Origin of the sequence: Arthrobacter sp. Leaf234, assembly GCF_001422665.1 — a bacterium.
Taxonomy (GTDB): Bacteria; Actinomycetota; Actinomycetes; order Actinomycetales; family Micrococcaceae; genus Arthrobacter_D.
This window is the reverse complement of sequence record NZ_LMLU01000001.1, coordinates 360,650-384,925: the sequence shown is the minus strand read 5'-3', so window position 1 is coordinate 384,925 and position 24,276 is coordinate 360,650. Positions and strand designations below refer to the sequence as shown.

24 protein-coding genes are annotated in these 24,276 nt (G+C 70.2%); 21 read left to right on the top strand and 3 right to left on the bottom strand.

What is annotated here, in order from left to right:
* Positions 1-9 precede the first annotated feature (9 nt).
* On the top strand, positions 10-357 hold the full coding sequence (locus ASF21_RS01770; protein ID WP_055765965.1) for a hypothetical protein: 348 nt from the start codon (positions 10-12) through the stop codon (positions 355-357).
* Here ASF21_RS01770 and ASF21_RS01765 read toward each other — a convergent pair.
* On the bottom strand, positions 354-1,487 hold the full coding sequence (locus tag ASF21_RS01765) for a diacylglycerol/lipid kinase family protein (protein WP_055768932.1): 1,134 nt from the start codon (positions 1,485-1,487) through the stop codon (positions 354-356). The genes ASF21_RS01770 and ASF21_RS01765 overlap by 4 nt on opposite strands.
* A gap of 67 nt (positions 1,488-1,554) precedes the next feature.
* Between ASF21_RS01765 and serS the strand changes: the two genes are divergently transcribed.
* Together serS and ASF21_RS01755 are read left to right on the top strand one after the other, a co-directional pair.
* Complete coding sequence (gene serS, locus ASF21_RS01760) at positions 1,555-2,835, top strand: serine--tRNA ligase (protein WP_055765961.1); 1,281 nt, start codon at positions 1,555-1,557, stop codon at positions 2,833-2,835.
* Positions 2,836-2,879: 44 nt separating this feature from the next.
* Positions 2,880-3,716 carry an HAD family hydrolase gene (locus ASF21_RS01755; protein WP_055765959.1) on the top strand — a complete coding sequence of 279 codons (837 nt, stop codon included), beginning with the start codon at positions 2,880-2,882 and terminating at the stop codon, positions 3,714-3,716.
* Between the two features lie 143 nt (positions 3,717-3,859).
* Here the strand turns inward: ASF21_RS01755 and ASF21_RS01750 are convergent, their stop codons facing one another.
* Both ASF21_RS01750 and ASF21_RS01745 read right to left on the bottom strand, forming a co-directional pair.
* Entirely contained in the window at positions 3,860-4,489 is a 630-nt protein-coding gene (locus ASF21_RS01750) for a hypothetical protein (RefSeq protein ID WP_055765956.1), read from the bottom strand.
* 143 nt (positions 4,490-4,632) lie between these two features.
* Positions 4,633-5,199, bottom strand: coding sequence for an inorganic diphosphatase (locus tag ASF21_RS01745; RefSeq protein WP_055765953.1), 567 nt, complete (start codon positions 5,197-5,199; stop codon positions 4,633-4,635).
* Positions 5,200-5,382: 183 nt separating this feature from the next.
* Between ASF21_RS01745 and dacB the strand changes: the two genes are divergently transcribed.
* The 18 genes from dacB (at position 5,383) to ASF21_RS01655 (ending at position 24,220) form a co-directional block, all read left to right on the top strand.
* Complete coding sequence (gene dacB, locus ASF21_RS01740) at positions 5,383-6,822, top strand: D-alanyl-D-alanine carboxypeptidase/D-alanyl-D-alanine-endopeptidase (RefSeq protein WP_055765951.1); 1,440 nt, start codon at positions 5,383-5,385, stop codon at positions 6,820-6,822.
* Positions 6,823-6,902: 80 nt separating this feature from the next.
* Positions 6,903-8,054, top strand: a complete 1,152-nt coding sequence (locus tag ASF21_RS01735; protein ID WP_055765948.1) for a zinc-dependent metalloprotease — start codon at positions 6,903-6,905, stop codon at positions 8,052-8,054.
* A complete protein-coding gene (tilS, locus tag ASF21_RS01730; RefSeq protein WP_082471158.1) occupies positions 8,047-9,150 on the top strand; it encodes a tRNA lysidine(34) synthetase TilS in 1,104 nt (367 codons plus the stop codon). Before ASF21_RS01735 ends, tilS begins: the two co-directional genes overlap by 8 nt.
* Positions 9,151-9,153: 3 nt before the next feature.
* Complete coding sequence (gene hpt / locus ASF21_RS01725) at positions 9,154-9,705, top strand: hypoxanthine phosphoribosyltransferase (RefSeq protein WP_055765946.1); 552 nt, start codon at positions 9,154-9,156, stop codon at positions 9,703-9,705.
* A 177-nt stretch (positions 9,706-9,882) separates the two neighbouring features.
* Complete coding sequence (gene ftsH, locus ASF21_RS01720; RefSeq protein WP_055765943.1) at positions 9,883-11,940, top strand: ATP-dependent zinc metalloprotease FtsH; 2,058 nt, start codon at positions 9,883-9,885, stop codon at positions 11,938-11,940.
* A 66-nt stretch (positions 11,941-12,006) separates the two neighbouring features.
* Positions 12,007-12,624: a GTP cyclohydrolase I FolE gene (gene folE / locus ASF21_RS01715; protein ID WP_055765939.1), complete on the top strand. Its 618-nt coding sequence runs from the start codon at positions 12,007-12,009 to the stop codon at positions 12,622-12,624.
* A gap of 13 nt (positions 12,625-12,637) precedes the next feature.
* On the top strand, positions 12,638-13,549 hold the full coding sequence (folP, locus tag ASF21_RS01710) for a dihydropteroate synthase (RefSeq protein ID WP_055765936.1): 912 nt from the start codon (positions 12,638-12,640) through the stop codon (positions 13,547-13,549).
* Entirely contained in the window at positions 13,546-14,043 is a 498-nt protein-coding gene (folB, locus tag ASF21_RS01705) for a dihydroneopterin aldolase (protein ID WP_321166876.1), read from the top strand. Before folP ends, folB begins: the two co-directional genes overlap by 4 nt.
* On the top strand, positions 14,040-14,534 hold the full coding sequence (gene folK / locus ASF21_RS01700; RefSeq protein ID WP_055765933.1) for a 2-amino-4-hydroxy-6-hydroxymethyldihydropteridine diphosphokinase: 495 nt from the start codon (positions 14,040-14,042) through the stop codon (positions 14,532-14,534). Before folB ends, folK begins: the two co-directional genes overlap by 4 nt.
* 6 nt (positions 14,535-14,540) lie before the next feature.
* Positions 14,541-15,026 carry a DUF3180 domain-containing protein gene (locus ASF21_RS01695; RefSeq protein WP_055765929.1) on the top strand — a complete coding sequence of 162 codons (486 nt, stop codon included), beginning with the start codon at positions 14,541-14,543 and terminating at the stop codon, positions 15,024-15,026.
* Positions 15,019-15,534 carry a PH domain-containing protein gene (locus ASF21_RS01690; RefSeq protein ID WP_055765925.1) on the top strand — a complete coding sequence of 172 codons (516 nt, stop codon included), beginning with the start codon at positions 15,019-15,021 and terminating at the stop codon, positions 15,532-15,534. The genes ASF21_RS01695 and ASF21_RS01690 overlap by 8 nt, the downstream gene beginning before the upstream one ends.
* Positions 15,531-17,351: a PH domain-containing protein gene (locus ASF21_RS01685; RefSeq protein ID WP_055765923.1), complete on the top strand. Its 1,821-nt coding sequence runs from the start codon at positions 15,531-15,533 to the stop codon at positions 17,349-17,351. The genes ASF21_RS01690 and ASF21_RS01685 overlap by 4 nt, the downstream gene beginning before the upstream one ends.
* Positions 17,338-18,279, top strand: a complete 942-nt coding sequence (locus tag ASF21_RS01680) for a Rossmann-like and DUF2520 domain-containing protein (RefSeq protein ID WP_055765920.1) — start codon at positions 17,338-17,340, stop codon at positions 18,277-18,279. Before ASF21_RS01685 ends, ASF21_RS01680 begins: the two co-directional genes overlap by 14 nt.
* 185 nt (positions 18,280-18,464) lie before the next feature.
* A complete protein-coding gene (gene panC, locus ASF21_RS01675; protein WP_055765919.1) occupies positions 18,465-19,397 on the top strand; it encodes a pantoate--beta-alanine ligase in 933 nt (310 codons plus the stop codon).
* A 103-nt stretch (positions 19,398-19,500) separates the two neighbouring features.
* Positions 19,501-20,958 (top strand): lysine--tRNA ligase, encoded by a 1,458-nt coding sequence (gene lysS / locus ASF21_RS01670; protein WP_082471319.1) that lies wholly within the window; start codon positions 19,501-19,503, stop codon positions 20,956-20,958.
* Positions 20,959-20,960: 2 nt separating this feature from the next.
* Complete coding sequence (locus tag ASF21_RS01665; protein WP_055765913.1) at positions 20,961-21,173, top strand: hypothetical protein; 213 nt, start codon at positions 20,961-20,963, stop codon at positions 21,171-21,173.
* A gap of 81 nt (positions 21,174-21,254) precedes the next feature.
* Positions 21,255-21,590: a histone-like nucleoid-structuring protein Lsr2 gene (locus ASF21_RS01660; RefSeq protein ID WP_055765910.1), complete on the top strand. Its 336-nt coding sequence runs from the start codon at positions 21,255-21,257 to the stop codon at positions 21,588-21,590.
* 122 nt (positions 21,591-21,712) lie between these two features.
* Positions 21,713-24,220, top strand: coding sequence for an ATP-dependent Clp protease ATP-binding subunit (locus ASF21_RS01655; RefSeq protein WP_055765906.1), 2,508 nt, complete (start codon positions 21,713-21,715; stop codon positions 24,218-24,220).
* Positions 24,221-24,276: the final 56 nt, after the last annotated feature.

The following is a 24,276-nucleotide window of genomic DNA, read 5'->3' as shown; positions in this document are numbered from 1 at the left end:
GGCAGCATCATGACCGAGAACGCCCATGGTGGACACATCGTGAACCCCAACGAGGGTGACGGCTCGACGTCGGATCCCAACTGGCAGGGTGACATCGGGGACCAGGGTAACGACCTGCGCTTCGCCGAGGAGCAGGCCCTGATCAACGAGCAGGCCGATCGCGCCGACCGCGATCCCTCGGAGGCCGTCGCGGCCGCCGAGCAGGAGGGCCACTACACGAGCACCGAGCCGGCAGGAGCCTCCGGCGGATACACGTCGTCCCAGGACGCCGCGGAGGAGGGCGAGTACACCGACAAGGACAAGCCCCTCGTCGACGCGCCCGAGGGCCAGGGCGAGTACACGGACCGCGAGCGCTAGGAGCGGCGCAGCAGCCGCCGCCACCCTTTCTGGAAGTCGGTGAGCGGCAGCACGGAGGACCCCGATGGTCCGGGAGCCGGAGCAGGCACCCGGACCATCAGCGCGTCCGGGTCCACCCGTGCCGTCACCGACGTCGTCGAGCCGGAGGCATCGCCGTCCAGCTGGGTCGCGATCGGTTCCGCGGACCACACGGTCACCTCACGGGCGCGGTAGTAGCTGATCACCGGCGTCGCCCCGCGGTGTCGCAGCAGGATCTTCGCGGCCATCAGCGTCCAGCCGATCAGGCTGCGCGGGCTGAGGACCACCACGTCGAGGTAGCCGTCGTCGATCATGGCATCCGGCACGAAGTCCACGCCCGCCGGCAGCTTCCCGCAGTTCGCCACGAGCAGGCTGCGCACCTTGCGGCTCTGCGGCGGCTGGCCGTCGAGGCTGATGGAGATCCGACGGCGGCGCCCGGGGAGGTGGCGTACGCCCGCCTCGCTGTAGGCGAGCCAGCCCAGCTTGTCCTTCAGGTCCTGCTTCGCGTCCGCCACCACGCTGGCGTCGAATCCCACCCCGCCCATGACGAGGAACGGGTGCTCGGAACTCGTGTGCGTGCGGTCGTTGCGCAGGATGATCCGTGCGGCGTCGATGCGCCGCTCGTAGCCGTGCAGCGCGATCCGCAGGCACCCGGCGATGTCGTGGTACGGCAGCCCGAGGTTCCGCACCAGCAGGTTGCCGGTACCGAGGGGCAGCAGCCCCAGCGCCGCGGGCCGGTGGGCGAGGGCCTGTGCGACGGCGCGCACGGTGCCGTCGCCGCCCGCGGCGATGACGAGGTCGGCGCCCGCGTCGAGGGCCCGCTGCGCCTGCCCCGTGCCCGGGTCCTCGACGGTGGTCTCGAGGATCAGCGGCCGCTCCCAGCCCGCATCGGAGCAGGCCTGTTCCACGAGTTCGCGGGTCACCCCGGCCTGCAGCTTGGTCGGGTTGAGGACGAGGGCCACGCGCTGCGGACCCACGGGCGCTGGCACCGGCTCGTGCACCGAGGCCGTGGGGGTCCGGGTCTGCTGCAGCCGACGCACGGACCAGTAGGTCTGCACGGAGGCGACGGCGGCGGAAGCCGCGGCGGTCCCGGCGAGGAGTTTGCGGCGCATGGTCATCCACAATAGCGGCGAGGCCGGGCGATCCGTGGCCGGCGGGGGTTTGGGTAGTCTTGACGCTGTGATCGACGTCAACGACCTCCGCCTGAATCCCGAGCAGTTCCGAGCATCGCAGCGCGCACGCAGGGCGGACGAGTCGCTGGTCGACGCGGTCCTCGCGGCGGATGCGCGGCGCCGTGAGTCGGTCACCGCCTACGAGACGCTCCGCGCCGAGCAGAACGCCTTCGGCAAGCGCGTCGCCCAGGCCAAGGGTGAGGAGAAGCAGGCCCTCCTCGCGGAGGTCAAGCAGCTCGCCACGGCCGTGAAGGCCGCCTCCGCGACCTCCGAGGAAGCCAAGGCCGAGCAGGAGGCGCTGCTGCGGAAGCTGCCGAACCTCGTGCAGGACGGCGTCCCCGAGGGCGGCGAGGACGACTACGTGGTGCTCAGGACGGTCGGCACCCCGAGGGATTTCGCGGCCGACGGGTTCGAGCCCCGGGACCACCTCGAGATCGGCGAGCTGATCGGTGCCATCGACATGGAGCGCGGCGCCAAGGTCTCCGGGTCACGCTTCTACTTCCTGAAGGGTGTCGGTGCCCGGCTCGAGATCGCGCTGCTGCGCATGGCCCTGGACCAGGCCATGGACGCCGGGTTCACGCCGATGATCACGCCCACGCTCGTCCGTCCCGAGACCATGCAGGGGACGGGCTTCGACATAGCGCACGACGCCGAGATCTACCGGCTGGAGGAGGACGACCTCTACCTCGTCGGGACCTCGGAGGTGGCGCTCGCCGGGTATCACTCCGACGAGATCATCGATCTCGGTGCGGGGCCCGTCCGGTACGCCGGTTGGTCCTCCTGCTACCGGCGCGAGGCCGGCTCGCACGGCAAGGACACCCGCGGGATCATCCGCGTGCACCAGTTCAACAAGGTGGAGATGTTCACGTACACGACCGTCGAGGAAGCCGCGGCGGAGCACGAGCGGATGCTGGCCTGGGAGGAGCAGATGCTCGCCAAGGTGGAACTGCCCTACCGCGTCATCGACACCGCTGCGGGTGACCTCGGCATGTCCGCCGCCCGCAAGTTCGACTGCGAGGCGTGGGTCCCCACGCAGGGCGACTACCGGGAACTGACCTCCACCTCGAACTGCACCACCTTCCAGGCCCGCCGCCTGAACATCCGGGAGCGCCCGGAGGGGGAGGGCCAGAAGGGGACCCGCGCCGTCGCGACCCTCAACGGCACGCTCGCGACGACGCGCTGGATCGTCGCCATCCTCGAGCACCACCAGAACCCCGACGGCTCGGTCACGGTCCCGGCGGCGCTGCGTCCCTACATGAACGGTTTGGAAACCCTCCCGGTCCTGTGAGGATTCTCCTACCCCGGTGTCGGTGCGGTCTGGTTCACTGAAGCATGAGCACTTTGACCGGTGCCGGCATCGATGACCGGCAGGAGAACCGCACACACCACCTGATCGCCCTGGACGTCGACGGCACCCTCGTGGACCACGAGGGAGCCATGACGGAGGAGGTGCGGGACGCCACCCGGGCCGTCATCGACGCCGGGCACGAGGTCATCATCGCCACCGGCAGGTCCCTCGGGGCTACCCTGCCGGTCATCCGGCTCCTGGGGATCACGCGTGGCTACGCCGTCTGTTCCAACGGAGGCGTGACCCTGAGGGTCGACGCGACCCTGGACCAGGGCTTCGAGGTCCTCGACCGCGTGACCTTCGACCCGAGGCCCGCGCTCACGGCACTGCGGGAACGGCTGCCCTCCGCGAAGTATGCGCTGGAGGACGACCGCGGACGGTTCCTCTCCACCGAGAGCTTCCAGGACGCGAGCTTCGGCTCCGAGGCCGAGAGCGTGGGCTTCGAGGAGATGCTCGGGAGCCGGGCGGTCCGCGTGGTGGTCTTCAGCACGGACAGCTCGGCCGAGGAGTTCGGGGCCGCCGTCGCATCCATCGGCCTCCATGGCGTCACCTACTCGGTCGGCTGGACCGCCTGGCTGGACATCGCCGCCTCGGGCGTCACGAAAGCCACCGCGCTCGAGGTGCTGCGCCGCCGCCTCGGCACGGATCCCGCCATGACGGTCGCCGTCGGCGACGGCCGGAACGACATCGAGATGCTGCAGTGGGCGGGGCGCGGCGTCGCGATGGGCCAGGCACCCGACGAAGTGAGGTCGGCCGCCTCCGAGGTGACGGGCAGCGTGTACGACGACGGCGCCGCGAAGGTCCTCCGCTCGCTCGTCTGACCTGTCGTGGACGCACGGGGGGACGACGGCCGCTCGACGGTCCTGTGCCTGCCGGCCCGTCGTCGCCGAACCGTGCGCTGCCCAGGGCCGGCGGCCGCCGTCGCCGGTCGGGGCGGCGGACCGGGGAATAGAGCCCGAGGGCTTCAGTAGGCCAGACTCGCCTCGGGCAGGGATGCAGGACCGTACACGAGGTCGAGCAGGCGCGCGGCGGCGGGCCGGGTGGCCCACTCCTCCATCCAGTGCGAACGGACCACGGCGCGGCTGACGGCCTGCGCGGTGATGCCGAGCTCCTGCGCGACGTACTTCTGCTGTCCACGGGCTCCGGGTGTCAGGAGATCGAGGACTGCCCATTCCGCGTCGGTGCGCGTGTGGACGATCTGCCCGAGGAGGCGCAGCACGGCCTCGGCCTCCGCGGCGATCCCGGCGTCGGGTCCCTCCACGGCCAGGGGGATCCGCTCGCCGGTCTTCATCGCCCGGTTGACCGCGCGTCGCGCGTACACCAGCCCGTAGCCCTGACCGTCGACGATGCGCTCGGGCAGCGGAGGCGCGAGGCCGCCGACCCCGAGGCCGACGTGCCACCGCCGGTAGCGGAGGGCCCGGAGCGCCGCGTCGACCGCCGTCGTCGCGTCCTCGACGACACCCTGCACCTCGTCCCCGACGGAGCGCTGGAAGGGGACGAGCGTGGGCAGGTGGCGCAGGGCCCGCAGGAGGTCGCCCACCATGTCGCCGACATCCCGCGAGTCGCGCTGGTTGATCGTGAGGACGTAGTGCATGGCACCAGTATGGCGGCTCAGGTGCGCGGACAACCGAACGCGGTTGTATGCCGGTGCGGGAATAGAAGAAGCCCCCGCCGGCGGGATGCGCTGGCGGGGGCTTCGTCGGTACGGGGCACGGGCCCGGAGGGTGGGGCAGGGGCCTAGCGTCCCTCAGGCGTCTCGGTCGCGTTCTTCGCTTCGACATCGACGGCGCGGCCCTGCGGCTCGTCCTGGGCGCTCGCGTCGCCGGCCTCCTGGAAGCGCCGCAGGGATGCCTCGATCTCGGCCTCGGCCGCCTCCCGGCCGGCCCAATCGGCGGCCTCGACCCACTTGCCGGGCTCCAGGTCCTTGTACTTGGTGAAGAAGTGCTTGATCTCGTCGAGCAGGAAGTCCGAGACGTCGGACAGCTCCTTGATGTCGTCGAACCGCGGGTCCACCGGGACGCAGAGGACCTTCGCGTCCCCGCCGCCGTCGTCGACCATGTTGAACACGCCGATGGGGCGCGACTCGACGAGGACACCCGGGATCAGGTCGAAGTCCTGCAGCATCACCAGGGCGTCGAGCGGATCGCCGTCCTCGCCCAGGGTGTTCTCGAAGTAGCCGTAGTGCGTGGGGTACTGCATGGCCGTGAACAGCACGCGGTCCAGGCGCAGGCGGTGCGTCTCGTGGTCGATCTCGTACTTGACGCGCGAGCCCTTCGGGATCTCGATGGTGACGTCGAGCTTCATGGCAACTCCTGTGCTGGGTCGATGGTGACTGCCGGCCGCTGCCGCGCCCTCACGGGGAGCGGCTGCCGGCCGGTCTACTGTTGATCGTCAGCCCTAACATATCGGTCGCTCACCGCTACCGAGGCATTTTTCCGCCGTGACGCACCGCCACGGCGCGTGCCGCGCAGCCTGCGAAAGGACACCATGACGCGATCCTTCCGCCTGCTGACCGGACTGCTCCTGCTCCTGGTCATGGCGGCGATCGCGGTCCCCGTCGCCTCGCACGTCGCTCCCGCCGTCCTCGCCGCGGTCGATCCGCCGCCACCCGCGGACCCGCCCGTCACCCCCGCGCTGCAGGTCCCGCCCACCTCCGCCGCCGTGCCCGACGTCGTCACCCCGCTCTCACCCGCCGCGCCGTCCCCGGATCCCGCCGCACTGGGACCCGCGCTCGACGCCGCGCTGGCCCTGTCGGGGCCGGGCTCGTTCGCCGGCACGGTGGTGGACTCGACGGACGGCACCGTGCTCTACGCGAGGGACGCCGACCGCCCGCAGCCGCCGGCGTCCACCGTCAAGCTGTTCACGGCGGTCGCCGCCCTGACCTTCGGACGCCCGGATGCACGGCTGCAGACCTCGGTGCTGTCCTCGCCGTCGGCCGGCGGAGCGCTGTTCCTCCACGGCGGCGGCGATGTCCTCCTCGCGTCGGGGCCCTCGGTACCCGACGCCGTCGTCGGGCACGCCGGGCTCGGCACACTCGCCGCAGAGACGGCCGCGGCGCTGCCCGCTGGATCGGGGCCGTACACCGTGTTCCTCGATGACAGCCTCTTCGCCGGTGCCAGCGTGAATCCCACCTGGGCGCAGGGTGACATCGAGGCCGGTGAGGTCGCTCCCGTGCACGCGCTGGCCGTCAATTCGTCCTGGCTCGAGGAGGGGCGCACCGGGGGCCCGCGCTCGCAGGATGCCGGACTCGACGCAGCGAACGTCTTCACCACGGCGCTCGTCGCCGCCGCCGCGGACCGGAGCATCACCGTCCAGCCCGACGTGCAGCGGCGGACCAGCCCGGAGGACGCCGTCGCGCTGGCGGCCGTGGAATCGGCTCCGCGCGCGGCGCAGGTGGCCCGCATGCTGGAGGTCTCGGACAACTACCTCGCCGAGGCACTCGCCCGGATCGCGGCACGGGAGAGCGGACGTCCCGCCTCCTTCGGCGGCGCGACCGAGGCCCTCGCCGCGGCTGCGACGCGTGCGGGCGTGGCCGGGGAAGGCCTCGCCTTCGGTGATGCGGCAGGACTTTCCGCCCGGAACGCCGTCTCGCCGGCGCAGGTGGCCGCACTCGTCCGCGCCACCACCACGTCGGCCGATCCCGGGATCGCCGCCGTGGCCGCATCGCTGCCCATCGCCGGGCTGACCGGCACGCTGGCCCCGCGGTTCACCCCGGAGGATCCTGATGCACGGCCCGGCGCCGGGACCGTGCGCGCGAAGACGGGCACGCTGAACGCGGTCACGGCGCTCTCCGGGCACGTGGTGACCGTCGATGGGCGGCTCCTGGTGTTCTCCTTCCTCGCAACCGGGCTGGACGGCAACACGGTCGAGGCGAGGTCCTCGGCCGACCACGCGGCCGCGCTGCTGGCTGCCTGCGGATGCCGCTGACCCGTTCGCCGACAGACGAACCCACGCCTGCTCCACGAGTGCCTCGGCTCGCCGTCAGCAGGGTGTGATCGAATAGGCCCATGCCCAGGAACGAGTCCGCAACGCCCCGCCCGCAGCTGGTCAACTGGGATATCGCGGCGTCGACCGCAGCCTCCCTGACCCCTGCGGGCCCCACCATGGATCCCGCCGACATCGCCCGGGCCGTCCAGAACATGCGAGAGCTCGCGGATGCATCGGTCAGCCATGTCCACGCCATCTCGCGGCTCGACGCCGCGCGTGACCTCCGTGACTCGGAGCTGCTGATCGTCGATCGGGCGTCCTGGGCCAAGGCCAATGCGCAGAGCTTCCGCACCCTGATGGACCCGGCGCTCGACCAGCTCGCTGCCACACGTCCGGATCTGCTGAAGTCCGCCTCGCTGACCCTCGGTGGGAGCGTCACCGGTGCGCAGCTCGGTGCCATCCTCGCCTTCCTCTCGAGCAAGGTGCTCGGGCAGTACGATCCCTTCGTCCCCTCGCGGAACGGCCAGGGCGGCCGGCTCATGCTCGTGGCCCCGAACATCATCGCCGTGGAGCGGGAACTGAATGTGGACCCGTCGGACTTCCGCCTGTGGGTGTGCCTCCACGAGCAGACGCACCGCGTGCAGTTCGCGGCAGCCCCGTGGCTCAAGGACCACATGACCGGACACATCGGCGAGCTCACGTCCGGGCTGATGGACAAGGCGGACTCCCTGTCGGAACGGCTCGGTGCGGCGGTGAAGAACCTCGCCGGCACGCGGTCGAGGATCGCCGGCGGCACCGCGGGCACACCGACGCAGGACGTCGGTGTGCCGACGCAGGACGTCGGTGTGCTGTCGATCCTGCAGGACCCGGACGACAAGGCGCGCCTGTCCCACCTCACCGCCGTCATGAGCCTGCTCGAGGGACACGCGAACGTGGTGATGGACGGGGTGGACGGCCGGATCGTCCCGTCCGTGAAGACCATCCGCCGCCGGTTCAATGCCCGCGGGAAGTCCCGGGGCCCCCTCGAGAAGGTCATCCGCCAGCTCATGGGCCTGGACGCGAAGATGCGCCAGTACAGCGACGGCTCGAAGTTCGTGCGGAGGGTGGTCGGCCAGACGGGGATGGACGGCTTCAACGCCGTGTGGGAAGCGGCCGACCATCTCCCCACCGAGCGCGAGATCCACGCACCGGACGAGTGGATCGACAGGATGAGCCTGCGCCGCCATGGCTAGGCGCCCGCGCCTCCTGCCGGCGGTCGGTACCGCCCGCAACCTGCTGGCGGCCGGCCTCGAGGGGATCGCGGTCGAGGCTCCGACGGGGTCACCGACCCTGCCCCTCGTCCTCGTCGCGTGCAGCGGCGGTCCCGATTCCCTCGCTCTCGCGGCAGTGGCGGCGCATGCGGCGTACACCGGACGGTGCCGTGTCGGCGCAGTCGTCGTCGACCACGGGCTGCAGCCCGGGAGCGCCGACGTCGCTGCCCGAGCCGCCGAGGCCGCCCGAGGACTCGGGCTGGACCCCGTGGAGGTGCGGACCGTCGCGGTGGACCGGACGGGCATGGGCCCCGAAGCCGCGGCCCGCACCGCCCGCTACTCGGCGTTGGACGACGCCGCGGCAGCGCACGGAGCCGCCGCCGTCCTGCTCGGCCATACGCTCGACGACCAGGCCGAACAGGTCATGCTCGGCCTCGCGCGCGGCTCGGGCACCCGGTCGCTCGCCGGCATGCCCGGTCGGCGGGGACTCTACCTGCGGCCGTTCCTCGAACTGCGCCGGGCCGATACCGAGGCCATCTGCGCCTTCTACGGGCTGGAGCCCTGGCATGACCCCACCAACGAGGACCGGGCCTTCGCCCGGTCCCGGGTGCGGCGGGAGGTCCTGCCGTTCCTCGAGGACCAGCTGGGGCCCGGGATCGCGCAGGCTCTCGCCCGGACCGCCAGGATCCTCGGTCAGGACGCCGACCTGCTGGAGCAGCTCAGTTCGGAGGCCTACGCCGGGCTGAGGACCGAGGGCGACGACGGCGAGATCCTCCTCCCGGAGGACGCTCTCAGGGCCCTGCCCGCGGCGCTGCGGCAGCGCGTGCTCGCCCTTGCGGCACTCGACCTCGGGGCGTTCCAGCCCAGCTCCGAGCGACTCCGCGCCGCCGAGTCGCTCCTCGACCGCAGGGGGTCCGCCGGTCCGGTGCAGCTGGGCGGGAAGGTGAGCGTCCACCGGCAGGTCCGCGGGCGGGCGGTTCTTCGCGGGGATGCAAGCTATGGCAATCTTGTCCTCAGCAGCAATGGCAGCAACAACGGCCCCGGTGTGCAGCAGTCGCGCCGTCCAACCCAGGAGTAACCGGTGGATTCCAACGACGTCCAGTCAGATCTCAAGCACGTCCTCTACACCAAGGAGGAGATCCAGCAGCGGATCAACGAACTGGCGCAGCAGATCGATGCGGACTACGCGGGACGGGACATCCTCCTCGTGGGCGTCCTCAAGGGTGCGGTGATGGTCATGGCGGATCTGGCCCGCGCACTGCACTCGCACATCACCATGGACTGGATGGCCGTCTCCTCCTACGGGTCCGGTACCCAGTCCTCCGGCGTGGTCCGCATCCTCAAGGACCTCGAGACGGACCTCATGGGCAAGCACGTCCTGATCGCCGAGGACATCATCGACTCCGGCCTGACCCTCTCCTGGCTGAAGGCCAACCTGCTGTCCCGCGGGCCGGCGTCCGTCGAGATCTGCACGCTGCTGCGCAAGCCGGCCGCCGCGAAGGTCGAGATCGACGTGAAATACGTCGGCTACGACATCCCCAACGAATTCGTGGTGGGCTACGGACTGGACTTCGCGGAGAAGTACCGCAACCTCGATTTCATCGGGACCCTGGCGCCCCACGTCTACGAATAGGCCTTCACCGGAGGGCCCGTGACCGGTACGCCGAGAGGGAACTATCGGCACGATCCGCGCGTGGAGAATCTTGGACGGTGTATATGTTGAGGTGCTTAAAGCGCACCCACTCGGCAGTGCGCCCGTACATTCTGACGTGCATCAGCAGGAGGGACAGGGCTTGCTGCCCTGAGACGAATGAAATTCAAGAACATCTTCAAGGGGCCCATCTTCTGGATCGTCCTGGCGGTCGTGGCGCTCCTGCTGGTGCTTCCGTCCCTGTTCGGCACGGGTGCCAACCGCGTGGACACCAACGTGGGCCTGGAACTGCTCCGCGGCCAGACCGTCGAGCAGGCCAAGATCTACGACGGCGAGCAGCGGGTCGACCTCACGCTCAGTGAGCCGTACGAGGACAAGGGCGAGAACGTCCAGTTCTTCTACAGCACGGCGCGGGCCGAGAGCGTGGTCGAGGCCATCAACGATTCCAGCGCGGACGGCTTCACCGACCAGCCCGCCGAGAGCAACTGGCTCCTCAGCCTCGCCGGCCTGATCTTCCCCATCCTGATCCTCGGCGTCATCTTCTGGTTCCTCCTCAGTCGTATGCAGGGCGGGGGATCCAAGGTGATGCAGTTCGGCAAGTCCAAGGCGAAGCTCATCTCCAAGGACATGCCGCAGGTGACGTTCAACGACGTCGCCGGCGCGGACGAGGCTGTCGAGGAACTGCTGGAGATCAAGGAGTTCCTGCAGGAACCCGCGAAGTTCCAGGCCCTCGGCGCCAAGATCCCGAAGGGCGTGCTCCTCTACGGGCCTCCCGGGACGGGCAAGACCCTCCTGGCCCGGGCGGTCGCCGGTGAGGCCGGCGTCCCCTTCTACTCGATCTCCGGCTCGGACTTCGTGGAGATGTTCGTCGGCGTGGGCGCGTCCCGCGTCCGCGATCTCTTCGAGCAGGCCAAGAACAACTCGCCCGCCATCATCTTCGTCGACGAGATCGACGCCGTCGGCCGTCATCGCGGTGCGGGTGTCGGCGGTGGCAACGACGAGCGCGAGCAGACGCTCAACCAGCTCCTGGTCGAGATGGACGGCTTCGACGCCACCACGAACGTGATCCTGATCGCCGCCACCAACCGCCCGGACGTCCTGGACCCCGCGCTCCTGCGCCCGGGCCGGTTCGACCGCCAGATCGGCGTCGAGGCCCCGGACATGAAGGGCCGCGAGCACATCCTGTCGGTCCATTCGAAGGGCAAGCCGATGGCAGGCGGCGTCGACCTCAAGGGCGTGGCGAAGAAGACGCCGGGCTTCACCGGTGCCGACCTCGCGAACGTCCTCAACGAGGCCGCGCTGCTCACGGCGCGTTCCAACGCGCAGCTCATCGACGATCGCGCCCTCGACGAGGCGATCGACCGCGTCATCGCGGGGCCCCAGAAGCGCAGCCGCGTGATGAAGGAGCTCGAGCGGAAGATCACCGCCTACCACGAGGGCGGGCACGCACTCGTGGCTGCCGCGCTGCGCAACACGGATCCGGTGACGAAGGTGACCATCCTCCCGCGCGGCCGTGCCCTGGGCTACACGATGGTCATGCCGAGCGATGACAAGTACTCGGTGACGAGGAACGAGCTGCTCGACCAGCTGGCCTATGCCATGGGTGGTCGCGTGGCCGAGGAGATCGTCTTCCACGATCCCTCGACGGGTGCGTCGAACGACATCGAGAAGGCCACCGGCACGGCCCGCAAGATGGTGACCCAGTACGGCATGAGTGAGCGCATCGGCGCCGTGAAGCTCGGCCAGGGTGCGGGCGAACCGTTCCTGGGACGCGACATGGGCAGCGACCGCGACTACTCGGACCAGATCGCGCTCGTCGTGGACGAGGAGGTGCGCCGTCTCATCGACAACGCGCACGACGAGGCGTACCAGATCCTCACGGAGAACCGCGACGTCCTCGATCAGCTCGCCCTTGAGCTGCTCGAGCGCGAGACCCTCAATCAGGCCGAGATCGCCGAGGTCTTCACCTCGGTCCGGAAGCGCGGCCTGCGCGAGGTGTGGCTGTCCAAGCAGACCCGGCCCGTGCACTCCCTGCCGCCGGTCGTCTCGAAGAAGGAGCGCGCGGAAGCGCTGGAGAGCGGTCAGCCCGCGCCGGAATCCGTCGCCCCCCAGGACCAGATCGCCGACGCCGACATCCCCAGCGGGTTCGACGTCGCCGGATCCGACCTCCCGTCGCCCGAGACGGGCGACGGCCCCGGCGACAGGCGGGACGCGTAGTCCTGTAGCGACAGACCAGCGGTCATGGGGCCGGTGGGCAGTGCCCGAAGAAGGGGAGACGACCCGATGACAGATTTCGACGACGAAGTGGTGGACGCCGCGCTGATGGCCACCGGGTCGCCCGTGGACCAGGAGCGGATCGCCAGGGCCGTCCGCGAGATCCTGGCCGCCATCGGCGAGGATCCAGACCGGGACGGCCTGCTGGAGACCCCGAAGCGGGTCGCGAAGGCGTACGCCGAGATGTTCGCGGGACTCCACCAGGATGCGGCCGAAGTCCTCTCCACCTCCTTCGACATCAACCACCAGGAGCTCGTGCTGGTGAAGGACATCCCCTTCTACTCGACGTGCGAGCACCACCTCGTGCCGTTCCATGGCACGGCGCACATCGGTTACATCCCCTCCGCTGACGGACGCGTGACCGGCCTGAGCAAGCTCGCCCGCCTCGTGGAGGTGTACGCCCGGCGTCCCCAGGTGCAGGAGCGGCTGACCACGCAGATCGTGGATGCGATGATGGAACACCTGAAGCCCAAAGGCGCGATCGTCGTCATCGAGTGCGAGCACATGTGCATGTCGATGCGCGGGGTCCGGAAGCCCGGAGCCAAGACCGTCACGTCCGCCGTGCGCGGCCAGATCCGCGAGACGGCAACGCGCGCCGAGGCCATGAGCCTCATTCTCGGAAGGTAGGAGCCCCGCTTTCATGGATTCACTCGCCGCAGCGCCCGGAACAGGGCCGGCGACCTCGCCGCTGCCCGTCATCCGACCGGTCCGTTCCGCCAGGACCTTCGGTGACCTGCCCACGGACCGCGCGGTGGTCATGGGTATCCTCAACGTCACGCCGGACTCGTTCAGCGACGGCGGCAGGTTCGCAGGCACCGACGACGCCATCGGCCACGGCCTCCGCATGCACTACGGCGGGGCGGACATCATCGACGTCGGAGGTGAGTCGACGCGTCCCGGGGCCCGGGCCGTGCCGGTCGAGGAGGAACTGCAGCGGGTGCTGCCCGTCGTCCGGGCGCTCGTCAAGGCCGGTGCCCTGGTGAGCATCGACACCATGCACGCCGAGACGGCCCGCCAGGCCCTCGAGGCGGGCGCGTCGATCGTCAACGACATCTCGGGCGTCGAGTTCGATCCGGCCATGCCGGCCCTCGTGGCCGAGCGGGGCGTGCCGTACATCCTGACCCACAGGCGCGGATCGGCGACCACCATGACCTCACTCGCCGAGTACCACGACGTCGTCGCGGAGGTCACCGGGGAACTCGCCGAGCTCCGTGACCGGTTCGTGGCGGCGGGCGTGGCCGCCGAGCGCATCATCCTCGATCCCGGTCTCGGCTTCGCGAAGACGGACGAACACAACTGGCTGCTCCTGCGCCATCTCGATGCCTTCACCTCACTGGGCCACCGCGTCCTGGTCGGGGCCTCGCGCAAGCGGTTCCTCGGTACCCTGCTCACCTCGGCGGGCAAGGCCGCGACGCCGGGCGAGCGTGACCACGCCTCGCTCGCCGTCGCCACCCTGGCCGCCTCGTCGGGCGCCTGGGGAGTCCGTGTCCACGATCCCGTCACCACGCTCGACGCCGTGAAGGTCGCAGCCGCCATCGGTCCGCGCCCGTGAGTGAGGTCCACGGCGCCACGTCCGACGGCGCGTCCCGGTACGCGGTCGCCGACGCCGGGGGAGTGTCACCCGGGCAGTCCCTGAGGGCCACCTCCGGCCACGTCCCCGGGCTGGCAGGTTCCCCCTCCGGTGCCCTCGACTCGGTGGTGCTGCGCGGCATCTCCGCGAACGGCTACCACGGCGTCTTCGACCACGAGCGCCGCGAGGGCCAGCCGTTCGTGGTCGACATCGTCCTTCACCTCGACCTGCAGCCGGCCGGGACGAGCGACGAACTGGCGCGGACCGCCCACTACGGCGAGCTCGCCGGCCTGGTGCACGGGATCATCGGCGGTGAGCCGTTCGACCTGATCGAGGCGCTGGCCGAGACCATCGCCTCGGCGGTCCTCGCCGCCTTCCCGGTGGCCGCCGTCGACGTGACGGTGCACAAGCCGAAAGCGCCCATCGAGGTGCCCTTCGGCGACGTGGCGGTCACGCTGCGCAGGAGCCGGCCGTGAGCGGTACCGTGCGCTCCGTGCTCGCGCTCGGCAGCAACCTCGGCGCGAGCAGCGACACCCTGGTGCGTGCCGTCGCGGACCTCGTCGAACCGGACAACGTCCGGCTGCACGCCGTCTCACCCGTGGTGCGCACGAAGCCGGTGGGCGGACCGGAGCAGCCGGACTACCTCAACATGGTGATCGAGGTCGAGACGGATCGTGACCCGTACGAGCTCCTCGCGCACTGCCAGGCGGTGGAGGAGAAGTACCACCGCAAGCGCCTCGTCCGGTGGGGTCCCCGCACCCTGGACATCGACATCATCACCTACGGCTCGCTGGTCTCCGACGACGAGGCACTGACCATCCCGCATCCGCGGGCGGCGTCGCGTGCCTTCGTGCTGCAGCCGTGGGCGTGGATGGATGCCGGGGCCCGGCTGGCCGGCCGGCCGGTCGCCGAGCTGGCCGCGGAGGCGGAGGACCTTGCGGGCCTGGTGCCCTTCGAGGGAGTCTAGGACGTTGTGAGCACCCTTCGGTTCCGGTGGCTGGCCCTCGTGGGCCTGGTGGCCGGGCTTGCCGGCTGGCTGGTCAACTGGTTCGCCACCCGCAACGGGTACGGGACGCCGGCCCTGCCGCTGACGTCCCTCGTCACCACGGCGGCGATCATCGCCATCACCCTGGTCTTCGGGCGCCGCGTGCTCCGTTGGCGGAACGGCAGGCGGGACCGTCCCCTCGACCCCCTTCTCGCCCTGCGTACCCTGGTGCTCGCGCAGGCCTGCGCCTATGCGGGGGCCCTCAACCTCGGCTGGCACGCGGGCATCCTCGTGGACCAGGTGGCCCTGGCGTCCGTCCGCTCCACCAGCCTGCCGGTCTGGGGGTCTGTGGCGCTGATGGCGGGCGGGACCGTCATGATTATGGTGGGACTGGTCGTCGAGAACTTCTGCAGGCTGCCGCCGGACGACGACGGCACCGGGGCTCCGGGCCACACCGAGGGGGAATATGCGTAGGGAACCGATCGATCCGTCCGGTCTCGAGTGGACGAGGGTGTCCCCGAAGTACCTCAGGGTCCGCCTGCTCGGCTGGCTCATCGGGTCTCTCGTGTGGATCCTGCTCGCGTCCGTGCCGCTCGTGCTGCGCCTGACCGGTGTCTGGGACTCCTTCCCGCCCGTGTGGCTCGCCTGGGGCCTCCCGGCCGTGGTGCTGGTCAGCGCCGTCTGGCGCGGGATCCTCCTGCCCCGCCAGGTGCGGGCCATCGGGTACGCGGAGCGCGACGACGACCTCCTGGTCCGCCAGGGCGTGTTCTTCCAGCGCACCATGGTGGTTCCCTACGGCCGCATGCAGTACGTCGACGTCGCCGTCGGTCCGATCGAGCGTGCCTTCGGCATCTGCACGCTGAAGCTCCACACGGCGTCCCCCGCGACGAACGCCTTCATCCCCGGTCTGCCGACCGGGGAGGGCGCCCGGCTGCGCGAGCAGCTGTCCGCGCGGGGAGAAGCCAGGCTGGCCGGACTGTGACCGACGGAGAGGCCGTCGCACCGCAGTCGGCGGACGAGTGGCGCCGCGTCCATGTCATCTCCCCGCTCGTGCGCGGCTGGATCGCGCTCGTGGCCATCCTCTACTTCGCGGGCAGGGACTGGTTCGAGGGCCTCTTCGATGCCGACTCGAGGGGTCGGGGTCCGCTGCCCGAGGGGGTCGGCCTGCTGCTCGCGGGCGGTGTGGTGCTCGGCGTCGTCGTCGTCATCGCGGCCGTCTTCCTCGTGTCCTGGTACTTCACCCGCTACCAGGTGACCGCCGAGCACGTCCGGGTGCACTCCGGTGTCGTCTTCCGGCAACAGCGGCAGGCGCGGCTGGACCGGGTCCAGGCCATCGACATCGTGCAGCCGTTCCTCGCCAGGATCTTCGGGCTGGCCGAACTGAAGTTCGAGGTGGCGGACGCGGGGGAATCGGCCGTCCGGCTCGCCTTCCTCAAGCTCGACGACGCGAAGAAGCTCCGCGCCACGATCCTCGCCCGGGCAGCGGGTGTGGAGCCGGACCCCGACCACCCGGAGGAGGTCCCCGAGGCCCCCGAGCGGGAGGTGGTGGTGATCCCTCCCGGCCGCGTCGTCGGAGCCGCGCTGCTCTCCGGCACCACGGTCGCGCTCGTGGTGGCGGCGGCGGTCATCATCACCCTCGGCATCACCCTGGACACGCCCTTCATCGCCACCTCCTTCATCCCGCTGCTGATCGGCGTGGTGGGTGCGTACTGGTCCGCCCTGAGCACCGGCTACAACTTCCGTGCCGCCACGTCACCGGACGGCATCCGCATGCGCTACGGCCTGCTCGACACGCGCTCCCAGACGGTTCCCCCCGGTCGCGTGCAGGCCCTCGGGATCGTGCAGTCCCCGCTCTGGCGACTGAAGGGCTGGTACCGCGTCACGGTGAATGTCGCGGGCTACGGGGCGTCGGCGTCCAACGAAGGCCAGGCCCGGGCCACCCTCCTGCCCGTCGGCACGCGCGACGAGGTCCTGCAGATCCTCGCCCTGGTCCTCCCGGATCCCGGCACCCCGCGGCCCGTCGAGGTGTTCGGTGCCGGCATGACCGGGCGCGACGGCGGGGAGGGGTACGTCACGACGCCGCGCCGGGCGCGATGGCTGGCCCCGCTCGCGTGGCGGCGCAACGGGTTCACCGTGACCGGCACGGCGCTGCTGCTGCGCTCCGGTGTGCTGTGGCGCCAGCTCGTCGTGGTGCCGCACGAGCGGACCCAGTCGCTGTCGATCGACCAGGGGCCCGTGGACCGCCGCGTCCGGGTGGCGAACCTGCAGTTCCAGACGACACCGGGTCCTGTCAGCCCACGCGTCCTCCTCGCCGACGCCGATGCGGCCTGGGACCTGTTCCACGGTCAGTCGGTGCGGGCCGCCGAGGCACGACGCCGCAGCGGTCCGGAGCAGTGGATGAAGCCCGTCAGCCTGCCCGTGGCGCAGACCGTCGACGGGCCGGACCACCACGTCGAGGTCCGTGCGACGACCGGGCCGGGCGTCCCGGACGCGGCACCGGGGGACTCCGGGCGGACCGCAGCCGTCCCTCTGCCCGGACAGCCCGTCGGCGTCCACGACGCCGACGGGGATCGGCCGGTGGATGACGCAGCGACGCGGTCCGCGGTGGTGGACGGTGGCCCGTCGACGTCCGGTGGATCACCGGGTGGGCCGGTGGGCCCGTCCGGAGCCACCGATGGCGCGGTCGACCGGCCCGCTGCGCCGGAGCAGGCCGCCGTCATGCCCGAGGTTCCCCGGTACGAACCGGCGGCCCCGCAGGCGTCCCCGTCGCTTGAGGAGGCGCCCGATGGCCGGCGCTGATGCGTCCCGCCGCCCGGGCAGGCTCGGGGTCGGCATCGTCGGCGCCGGCAAGGTGGGTGCCGTCCTCGGTGCTGCACTGCGCTCGGCCGGTCACGCCGTCGTCGGGGTGTCCGCCGTGTCCGAGGCCAGCCGGGAACGCGCCGAGAACCTGCTGCCGGGCGTGCCCGTGCTGGAGGTGCCGGACATCATCGAGCGTGCGGAACTGGTGCTCTTGGCCGTGCCCGACGACGCCCTGGCCACGCTGGTCGAGGGCCTCGCGCAGCTCGGCGTGTGGCAGGCGGGGCAGCTGGTGGTGCACACCTCCGGCCGGTACGGCACCGCGGTGCTTGCCCCGGCACGTGCCGCCGGGGCCATCCCGCTCGCCCTCCACCCGGCCATGACCTTCACCGGGCTCAGCCTCGACCTCGGGCGCCTGCCGGACACCACGTTCGGCATCACGGCGCCGTCGGCCGTCCTTCCCATCGCCCAGGCGCTCGTCGTCGAGATGGGGGCTGAGCCGGTGGTCATCGAGGAGGAATCACGGGCGCTGTACCACGCGGCCCTCGCGCATGCCTCGAACCACCTCGTCACCATCGCCGCCCAGTCCGCACAGCTCCTGGCCGACCTCGGGGTGCAGCACCCCGACCGCATGCTCGGTCCGCTCATGAAGGCCTCGCTCGAGAACGCCCTCTCCGCGGGCGAGGGCGCGCTCACCGGTCCGGTGGCGCGCGGTGACGCGGGCACTGTCCGGATCCACCGGGCGGCCCTCGAGGCGCACGACGCCCCGGACACGCGCCAGGCCTACCTCGGTATGGCCCGCGCCACGGCACTGCGTGCCCTCGAACGCGGCGTCCTGACCCCGGCGCAGGGGGAATCGATCCTCGCCGCCCTCGCCGACGACCCCGGGACGGGCGATCCTCCGGGCCCGGGATCGGACACCGGCGATTGACCGGGCTGACCTGACGGCACCGATCCCGCTGCGCCCCCGTCCGATCGCCCCCACCTGATCCGACGCCGACCCGGATCCGACGGATCTGCCGGACCCGACGGATCCGATCAGTTCGACCAGAACCCAGCGCAACGCCGACGCAGCCTGCCGCACCGCCCGCGCTCCCACCCCCGGAAGGACCCTCCATGACCGTCGACAGCTCTGCCGGCTCCGACACCGCGCCGCTCCTCGTCTCTACTCCCGCAGACCTCCAAGCCGCCACGGCCGGCCTCCTGGAGCAGGTGCGCGCGCAGCGCCCGGCGGGGACACGGCCGTCGCTCGGCCTCGTGCCCACGATGGGCGGGCTGCACGCCGGACACGCGTCCCTCGCGCGCGCCGCGCGGGAGGCGAACGACGTCGTGGTCGCCTCCGTGTTCGTGAACCCCCTGCAGTTCGGCGACCCCGCCGATCTCGAGCGGTATCCCCGCACCCTGGACGACGACCTCCGCCTCCTCGGCGGGGTCGGCGTCGATATCGTCTTCGCCCCCTCGGTCGCGGACATGTACCCGGGCGGCGAACCGCTGGTACGGCTCAGTGCCGGACGCATGGGGGAGGTCCTCGAGGGTGCCTCCCGTCCCGGCCATTTCGACGGCATGCTCACCGTCGTGTCCAAGCTCCTGAACCTCGGCCTGCCGGGAACCGCGGCGGAGTACCGCGCGTACTTCGGCGAGAAGGACGCGCAGCAGCTGGCGATCATCCGCCGCATGGTGCTCGACCTGAACATCCCGGTCGCCATCGAGGGCGTCGCGATCGTGCGCGACGACGACGGCCTCGCCCTCTCGAGCCGCAACAGGTTCCTCGATGCAGAGGAACGGCGGGCCGCGCTCGTGCTGTCGAGGGTCCTGCACGGCCTCGCCGAGGACGTCCGGAGCGGGCGCGCGCCGGACCTCGACGCCGCGCGCGCCGCGGTGTCCGCGGAGCCCTGGGTGGACCTGGACTACCTCGAGGCCATCGATCCGGCGTCGTTCGCCCCCGTCGCGGAGGGCGCCCCGACCACTGCGCCCGTGCTCGTCGTCGTCGCCGCCCGCGTCGGTGCCGTCCGCCTCATCGACAACATGCTCCTGCCCGCTGTGGGCTGACCCACACCGTCCGTCCCCGGCGCCCGTGCCCCGGCACGGAGCCGTAAACTTGTCTTCCGTGACCCACGACGACACCGCTCCCGCCGACGACCTCAACGAGCAGATGCGCTTCCGCCTGCAGAAGCGGGCCGCGCTGCTCGACGCCGGGATGGAGCCCTACCCCGTCAAGCCCGAGCGGACGCATTCGCTGACCGAGATCCGCGAGCGGTTCGCGGATCTCGAGACGGGCGAGTCCAGCGGGCAGGAGGTCGCCGTCGTCGGGCGCGTGGTCTTCATCAGGAACTCCGGCAAGCTGTGCTTCGCGACCCTGCAGGAGGGCAACGGCACGAGGCTCCAGCTCATGCTGAGCCTCGCCGAGATCGGCGAGGACAGCCTCGCCCGGTGGAAGTCCCTCGTGGACCTGGGCGACCACGTGCAGGTGCACGGCGAGGTCATCAGCTCCCGGCGTGGTGAGCTCTCGGTCATGGCGAAGGCCTGGACCATGGCGTCCAAGGCGCTGCGCCCGCTCCCCACCCTGCACGCAGGACTCAACGAGGAGACGCGCGTCCGCCAGCGGTACGTCGACCTCATGGTGCGTGAGGAAGCGCGCAGCATGGTGCGCACCCGCGCGGCCATCACCCGGACCCTTCGCGACACCCTCCATGCCCACGACTACGTCGAGGTGGAGACGCCGATCCTGCAGCTCGTCCACGGAGGGGCGACCGCCCGGCCCTTCGAGACGCATCTCAATGCCTTCGACCAGAAGATGACGCTGCGGATCGCCCTCGAGCTGTACCTCAAGCGCGCCGTGGTGGGCGGGATCGACCGCGTCTACGAGATCGGCCGGATCTTCCGCAACGAGGGGGTCGACTCCACGCACAGCCCTGAGTTCACGATGCTCGAGTGCTACGAGGCCTACGCCGACCAGTTCGTCATGGCGGACCGCATGAAGGAGATGATCCTCGCGTGCGCCGACCTGCTGGGCTCCCGGACCCTCGAGACGTCGAAGGGGACGGTGGAGCTCGACGGCGAGTGGGCATGGCTCGGCGTCTACCCGGGCCTGTCCGCCGCGGTGGGCCAGGACGTCACCCCCGACACGGGGATCGAGGAGCTGCGGTCCGTCGCCGAGCGTCACGAGGTGTCGCTCGATCCTGCCTGGGGCGCCGAGAAGGTGGTGCTGGAGCTGTTCTCCGAGATCGTGGAGCCGACCCTGATCCAGCCCACCTTCGTCTACGACTACCCGCCCTCGGCGCAGCCCCTGGCGCGCCCGCACCGCGAGGACTCCCGGCTCATCGAGGCGTGGGACCTCATCATCGGCGGGATGGAGCGGGGTACGGCCTTCTCCGAGCTCATCGACCCGGTCGTCCAGCGCCGGCGCCTGACCGAGCAGTCGCGCCAGGCCGCCGCGGGCGACGACGAGGCCATGCAGCTCGACGAGGACTTCCTGCGCGCACTGGAGTACGGTGCACCGCCCATGGGAGGTATCGGTCTCGGTATCGACCGCCTCGTCATGCTTTTCACCGACGTCGGAATTCGCGAGTCGATCCTGTTCCCCATTCTCAAGCCCGAGGCCGGTCAGTAGCCGTGGAATATATCGCCGTCCTCCTACCGTCAGTCTGCTTGGCAGTTCTTTTCTACTTCGTGATCAAGGCCATATTCAATGTCGACCGCTCCGAGCGTGAGGCCATGGCCCGCGCGGAGGAAATCGCGGAGGAAATGCAGGACGCCGAGGACGCCCGGGTCGCGGAATCACGGGAGAAAAAGAATGACGACCAGGAAATCGACCCCCACGCGTAATCTCTTTCTTTGACCTGAATAGATGAGTAGCCCATACTCTTTCTCGGGGGCATCTCTATCGAGTAACCATTAGGAGACATTGTGGCGCAGAAGGTAAAGATCATCCTCATCGACGACATCGACGGCGGAGAAGCCGACGAGACGGTGCGCTTCGGTCTCGATGGCGTCCAGTACGAGATCGACCTCTCCGAGGCGCACGCGTCCGAACTCCGCGAGGCCCTCGCCGCCTACGTCGGGGCCGCCCGCCGCAGCAACCAGACGAAGCAGCGGTCGGGTTCCGCAAGCGCTCCGTCCGCCTCGCGCAACCAGGAAGCCGCGCAGATCCGCGAGTGGGCCAAGGAGAACGGGTACAACGTCTCCTCCCGCGGTCGCGTGAACAGCGAGATCGTGGAGGCGTACCGCGCAGCTCAGCGCTGACCATCCCCTCCGGGCGCCGGAGCGGAAGCCCCTCCCGGCTTATCTCGCCTGTGGCGAACACGCGCCCAAAGCACACCCCGTACCCGTAGCATCGAAATACGCGTTAGCTAGGAGTGTGTCTGATGTTCGAGAGATTTACAGATCGTGCCCGTCGAGTTGTTGTGCTGGCCCAAGAAGAGGCCCGCATGCTCAACCACAATTACATCGGCACCGAGCACATCCTGCTTGGCCTGATCCACGAGGGTGAGGGTGTTGCCGCCAAGGCCCTCGAGTCACTCAGCATCTCCCTCGGTGCCGTACGGGAACAGGTGCAGGAGATCATCGGCCAGGGCCAGCAGGCCCCGTCCGGTCACATCCCCTTCACCCCCCGGGCCAAGAAGGTGCTGGAGCTCTCCCTCCGGGAGGCCCTTCAGCTCGGCCACAACTACATCGGCACCGAGCACATCCTGCTCGGTCTCATCCGCGAGGGTGAGGGCGTCGCCGCGCAGGTCCTCGTCAAGCTCGGGGCCGATCTCAACCGCGTCCGCCAGCAGGTCATCCAGCTGCTCTCGGGCTACCAGGGCAAGGAGCCGGCAGCTGCCGGCGGCCCCCAGCAGGAGGGCACCCCGGCCGGTTCGGTGGTGCTGGACCAGTTCGGGCGCAACCTGACCCAGGCTGCTCGGGAGTCCAAGCTCGATCCCGTGATCGGGCGCGAGCAGGAGATGGAACGCGTCATGCAGGTCCTCTCCCGCCGCACCAAGAACAACCCGGTGCTCATCGGCGAGCCCGGCGTCGGCAAGACCGCCGTCGTCGAGGGTCTCGCTCAGGCGATCGTGCGCGGGGACGTCCCGGAGACCATCAAGGACAAGCAGCTGTACACCCTGGACCTCGGGTCCCTGGTCGCCGGCTCACGCTACCGCGGTGACTTCGAGGAGCGACTGAAGAAGGTCCTCAAGGAGATCCGCACGCGCGGCGACATCATCCTGTTCATCGACGAGATCCACACGCTCGTCGGCGCGGGTGCCGCCGAGGGTGCCATCGATGCCGCGTCGATCCTGAAGCCCATGCTCGCGCGTGGCGAACTCCAGACGATCGGCGCCACCACGCTGGACGAGTATCGCAAGCACATCGAAAAGGATGCAGCGCTGGAGCGCCGCTTCCAGCCGATCCAGGTCGCCGAGCCCTCCGTGGCCCACGCGATCGAGATCCTCAAGGGCCTGCGGGACCGCTACGAGGCGCACCACCGCGTCTCGATCACCGACGGTGCCCTGACGAGTGCTGCGACGCTCGCCGAGCGCTACATCTCCGACCGGTTCCTGCCGGACAAGGCGATCGACCTCATCGACGAGGCGGGCGCGCGGCTGCGCATCCGTCGGATGACGGCCCCGCCGGAGCTCAAGGAGATCGACGAGCGCATCGCGGACGTCAAGCGCGAGAAGGAGTCGGCCATCGACTCCCAGGACTTCGAGGGTGCCGCCGCACTGCGCGACAAGGAGCAGAAGCTCCATGACGAGCGGAGCGATAAGGAGCGCCGCTGGAAGTCCGGCGGACTGGACGACATCGCCGAGGTGGACGAGGAGCTCATCGCCGAGGTGCTGGCCAACTCCACGGGAATCCCCGTGTTCAAGCTGACCGAGGCCGAATCCTCGCGACTGCTCAACATGGAGGCCGAGCTGCACAAGCGGGTCATCGGGCAGAACGAGGCCATCAAGGCCATCTCCCAGGCCATCCGCCGCACGCGCGCCGGCCTCAAGGACCCGAAGCGTCCGGGCGGCTCCTTCATCTTCGCCGGCCCCACGGGTGTCGGTAAGACGGAGCTGGCCAAGGCTCTTGCCGAGTTCCTGTTCGGTGAGGAGGACGCCCTCATCACCCTGGACATGTCCGAGTACTCGGAGAAGCACACCGTCTCGCGGCTCTTCGGTGCCCCTCCCGGGTACGTGGGCTACGAGGAGGGCGGCCAGCTGACCGAGAAGGTCCGCCGCAAGCCGTTCTCCGTGGTGCTCTTCGACGAGGTGGAGAAGGCCCACGCCGACCTCTTCAACTCGCTCCTCCAGATCCTGGAGGACGGTCGCCTGACCGACAGCCAGGGCCGCATGGTGGATTTCAAGAACACGGTGATCATCATGACCACCAACCTCGGGACCCGGGACATCTCGAAGGGCGTCATGACGGGCTTCCAGTCCGGCTCCGACACCACGACGAGCTACAACCGGATGAAGGCTAAGGTGCAGGAGGAGCTCAAGCAGCACTTCCGGCCCGAGTTCCTCAACCGTGTCGACGACACCGTGGTGTTCCCGCAGCTCACGCAGGACGAGATCGTCGAGATCGTGGACCTGTTCCTCGAGCGCCTGAGTGGCCGCATGGCCGACAAGGGCATGACGATCGAGCTCACGCCTGCGGCGAAGGTGCTCCTCGCGACCCGCGGTTACGATCCCGCGATGGGTGCCAGGCCGCTGCGCCGCACCATCCAGCGCGAGATCGAGGACCAGCTGTCCGAGAAGATCCTCTTCGGGGAGATCAAGTCGGGCGAGCGCGTGGCCGTCGACGTCGAGGGCGAGGGTGTGGACGCGATCTTCACCTTCACCCCCCACGGTGCACCCAAGGAGATCGAGGACTCACCGGCTGCGCTCGAGGCGAGCGTCCCGGAGTAGGCGAGGTCCCTGCCAGCACGACGACGGAGCCCGTCCCGGATCACCGGGGCGGGCTC

Bases quoted from the DNA above. Each gene is read 5' to 3' on its own strand.
- dacB (WP_055765951.1), top strand. From the start codon at position 5,383: ATGACGCGATCCTTCCGCCTGCTGACCGGACTGCTCCTGCTCCTGGTC.
- ASF21_RS01750 (WP_055765956.1), bottom strand. From the start codon at position 4,489: ATGCACTACGTCCTCACGATCAACCAGCGCGACTCGCGGGATGTCGGC.
- ASF21_RS01655 (WP_055765906.1), top strand. From the start codon at position 21,713: ATGTTCGAGAGATTTACAGATCGTGCCCGTCGAGTTGTTGTGCTGGCC.
- ASF21_RS01755 (WP_055765959.1), top strand. From the start codon at position 2,880: ATGAGCACTTTGACCGGTGCCGGCATCGATGACCGGCAGGAGAACCGC.
- tilS (WP_082471158.1), top strand. From the start codon at position 8,047: ATGGCTAGGCGCCCGCGCCTCCTGCCGGCGGTCGGTACCGCCCGCAAC.
- lysS (WP_082471319.1), top strand. From the start codon at position 19,501: ATGCGCTTCCGCCTGCAGAAGCGGGCCGCGCTGCTCGACGCCGGGATG.
- ASF21_RS01765 (WP_055768932.1), bottom strand. From the start codon at position 1,487: ATGCGCCGCAAACTCCTCGCCGGGACCGCCGCGGCTTCCGCCGCCGTC.
- folP (WP_055765936.1), top strand. From the start codon at position 12,638: ATGGATTCACTCGCCGCAGCGCCCGGAACAGGGCCGGCGACCTCGCCG.
- ASF21_RS01770 (WP_055765965.1), top strand. From the start codon at position 10: ATGACCGAGAACGCCCATGGTGGACACATCGTGAACCCCAACGAGGGT.
- ASF21_RS01690 (WP_055765925.1), top strand. From the start codon at position 15,019: ATGCGTAGGGAACCGATCGATCCGTCCGGTCTCGAGTGGACGAGGGTG.
- ASF21_RS01745 (WP_055765953.1), bottom strand. From the start codon at position 5,199: ATGAAGCTCGACGTCACCATCGAGATCCCGAAGGGCTCGCGCGTCAAG.
- panC (WP_055765919.1), top strand. From the start codon at position 18,465: ATGACCGTCGACAGCTCTGCCGGCTCCGACACCGCGCCGCTCCTCGTC.
- folE (WP_055765939.1), top strand. From the start codon at position 12,007: ATGACAGATTTCGACGACGAAGTGGTGGACGCCGCGCTGATGGCCACC.
- ftsH (WP_055765943.1), top strand. From the start codon at position 9,883: ATGAAATTCAAGAACATCTTCAAGGGGCCCATCTTCTGGATCGTCCTG.
- ASF21_RS01680 (WP_055765920.1), top strand. From the start codon at position 17,338: ATGGCCGGCGCTGATGCGTCCCGCCGCCCGGGCAGGCTCGGGGTCGGC.
- ASF21_RS01735 (WP_055765948.1), top strand. From the start codon at position 6,903: ATGCCCAGGAACGAGTCCGCAACGCCCCGCCCGCAGCTGGTCAACTGG.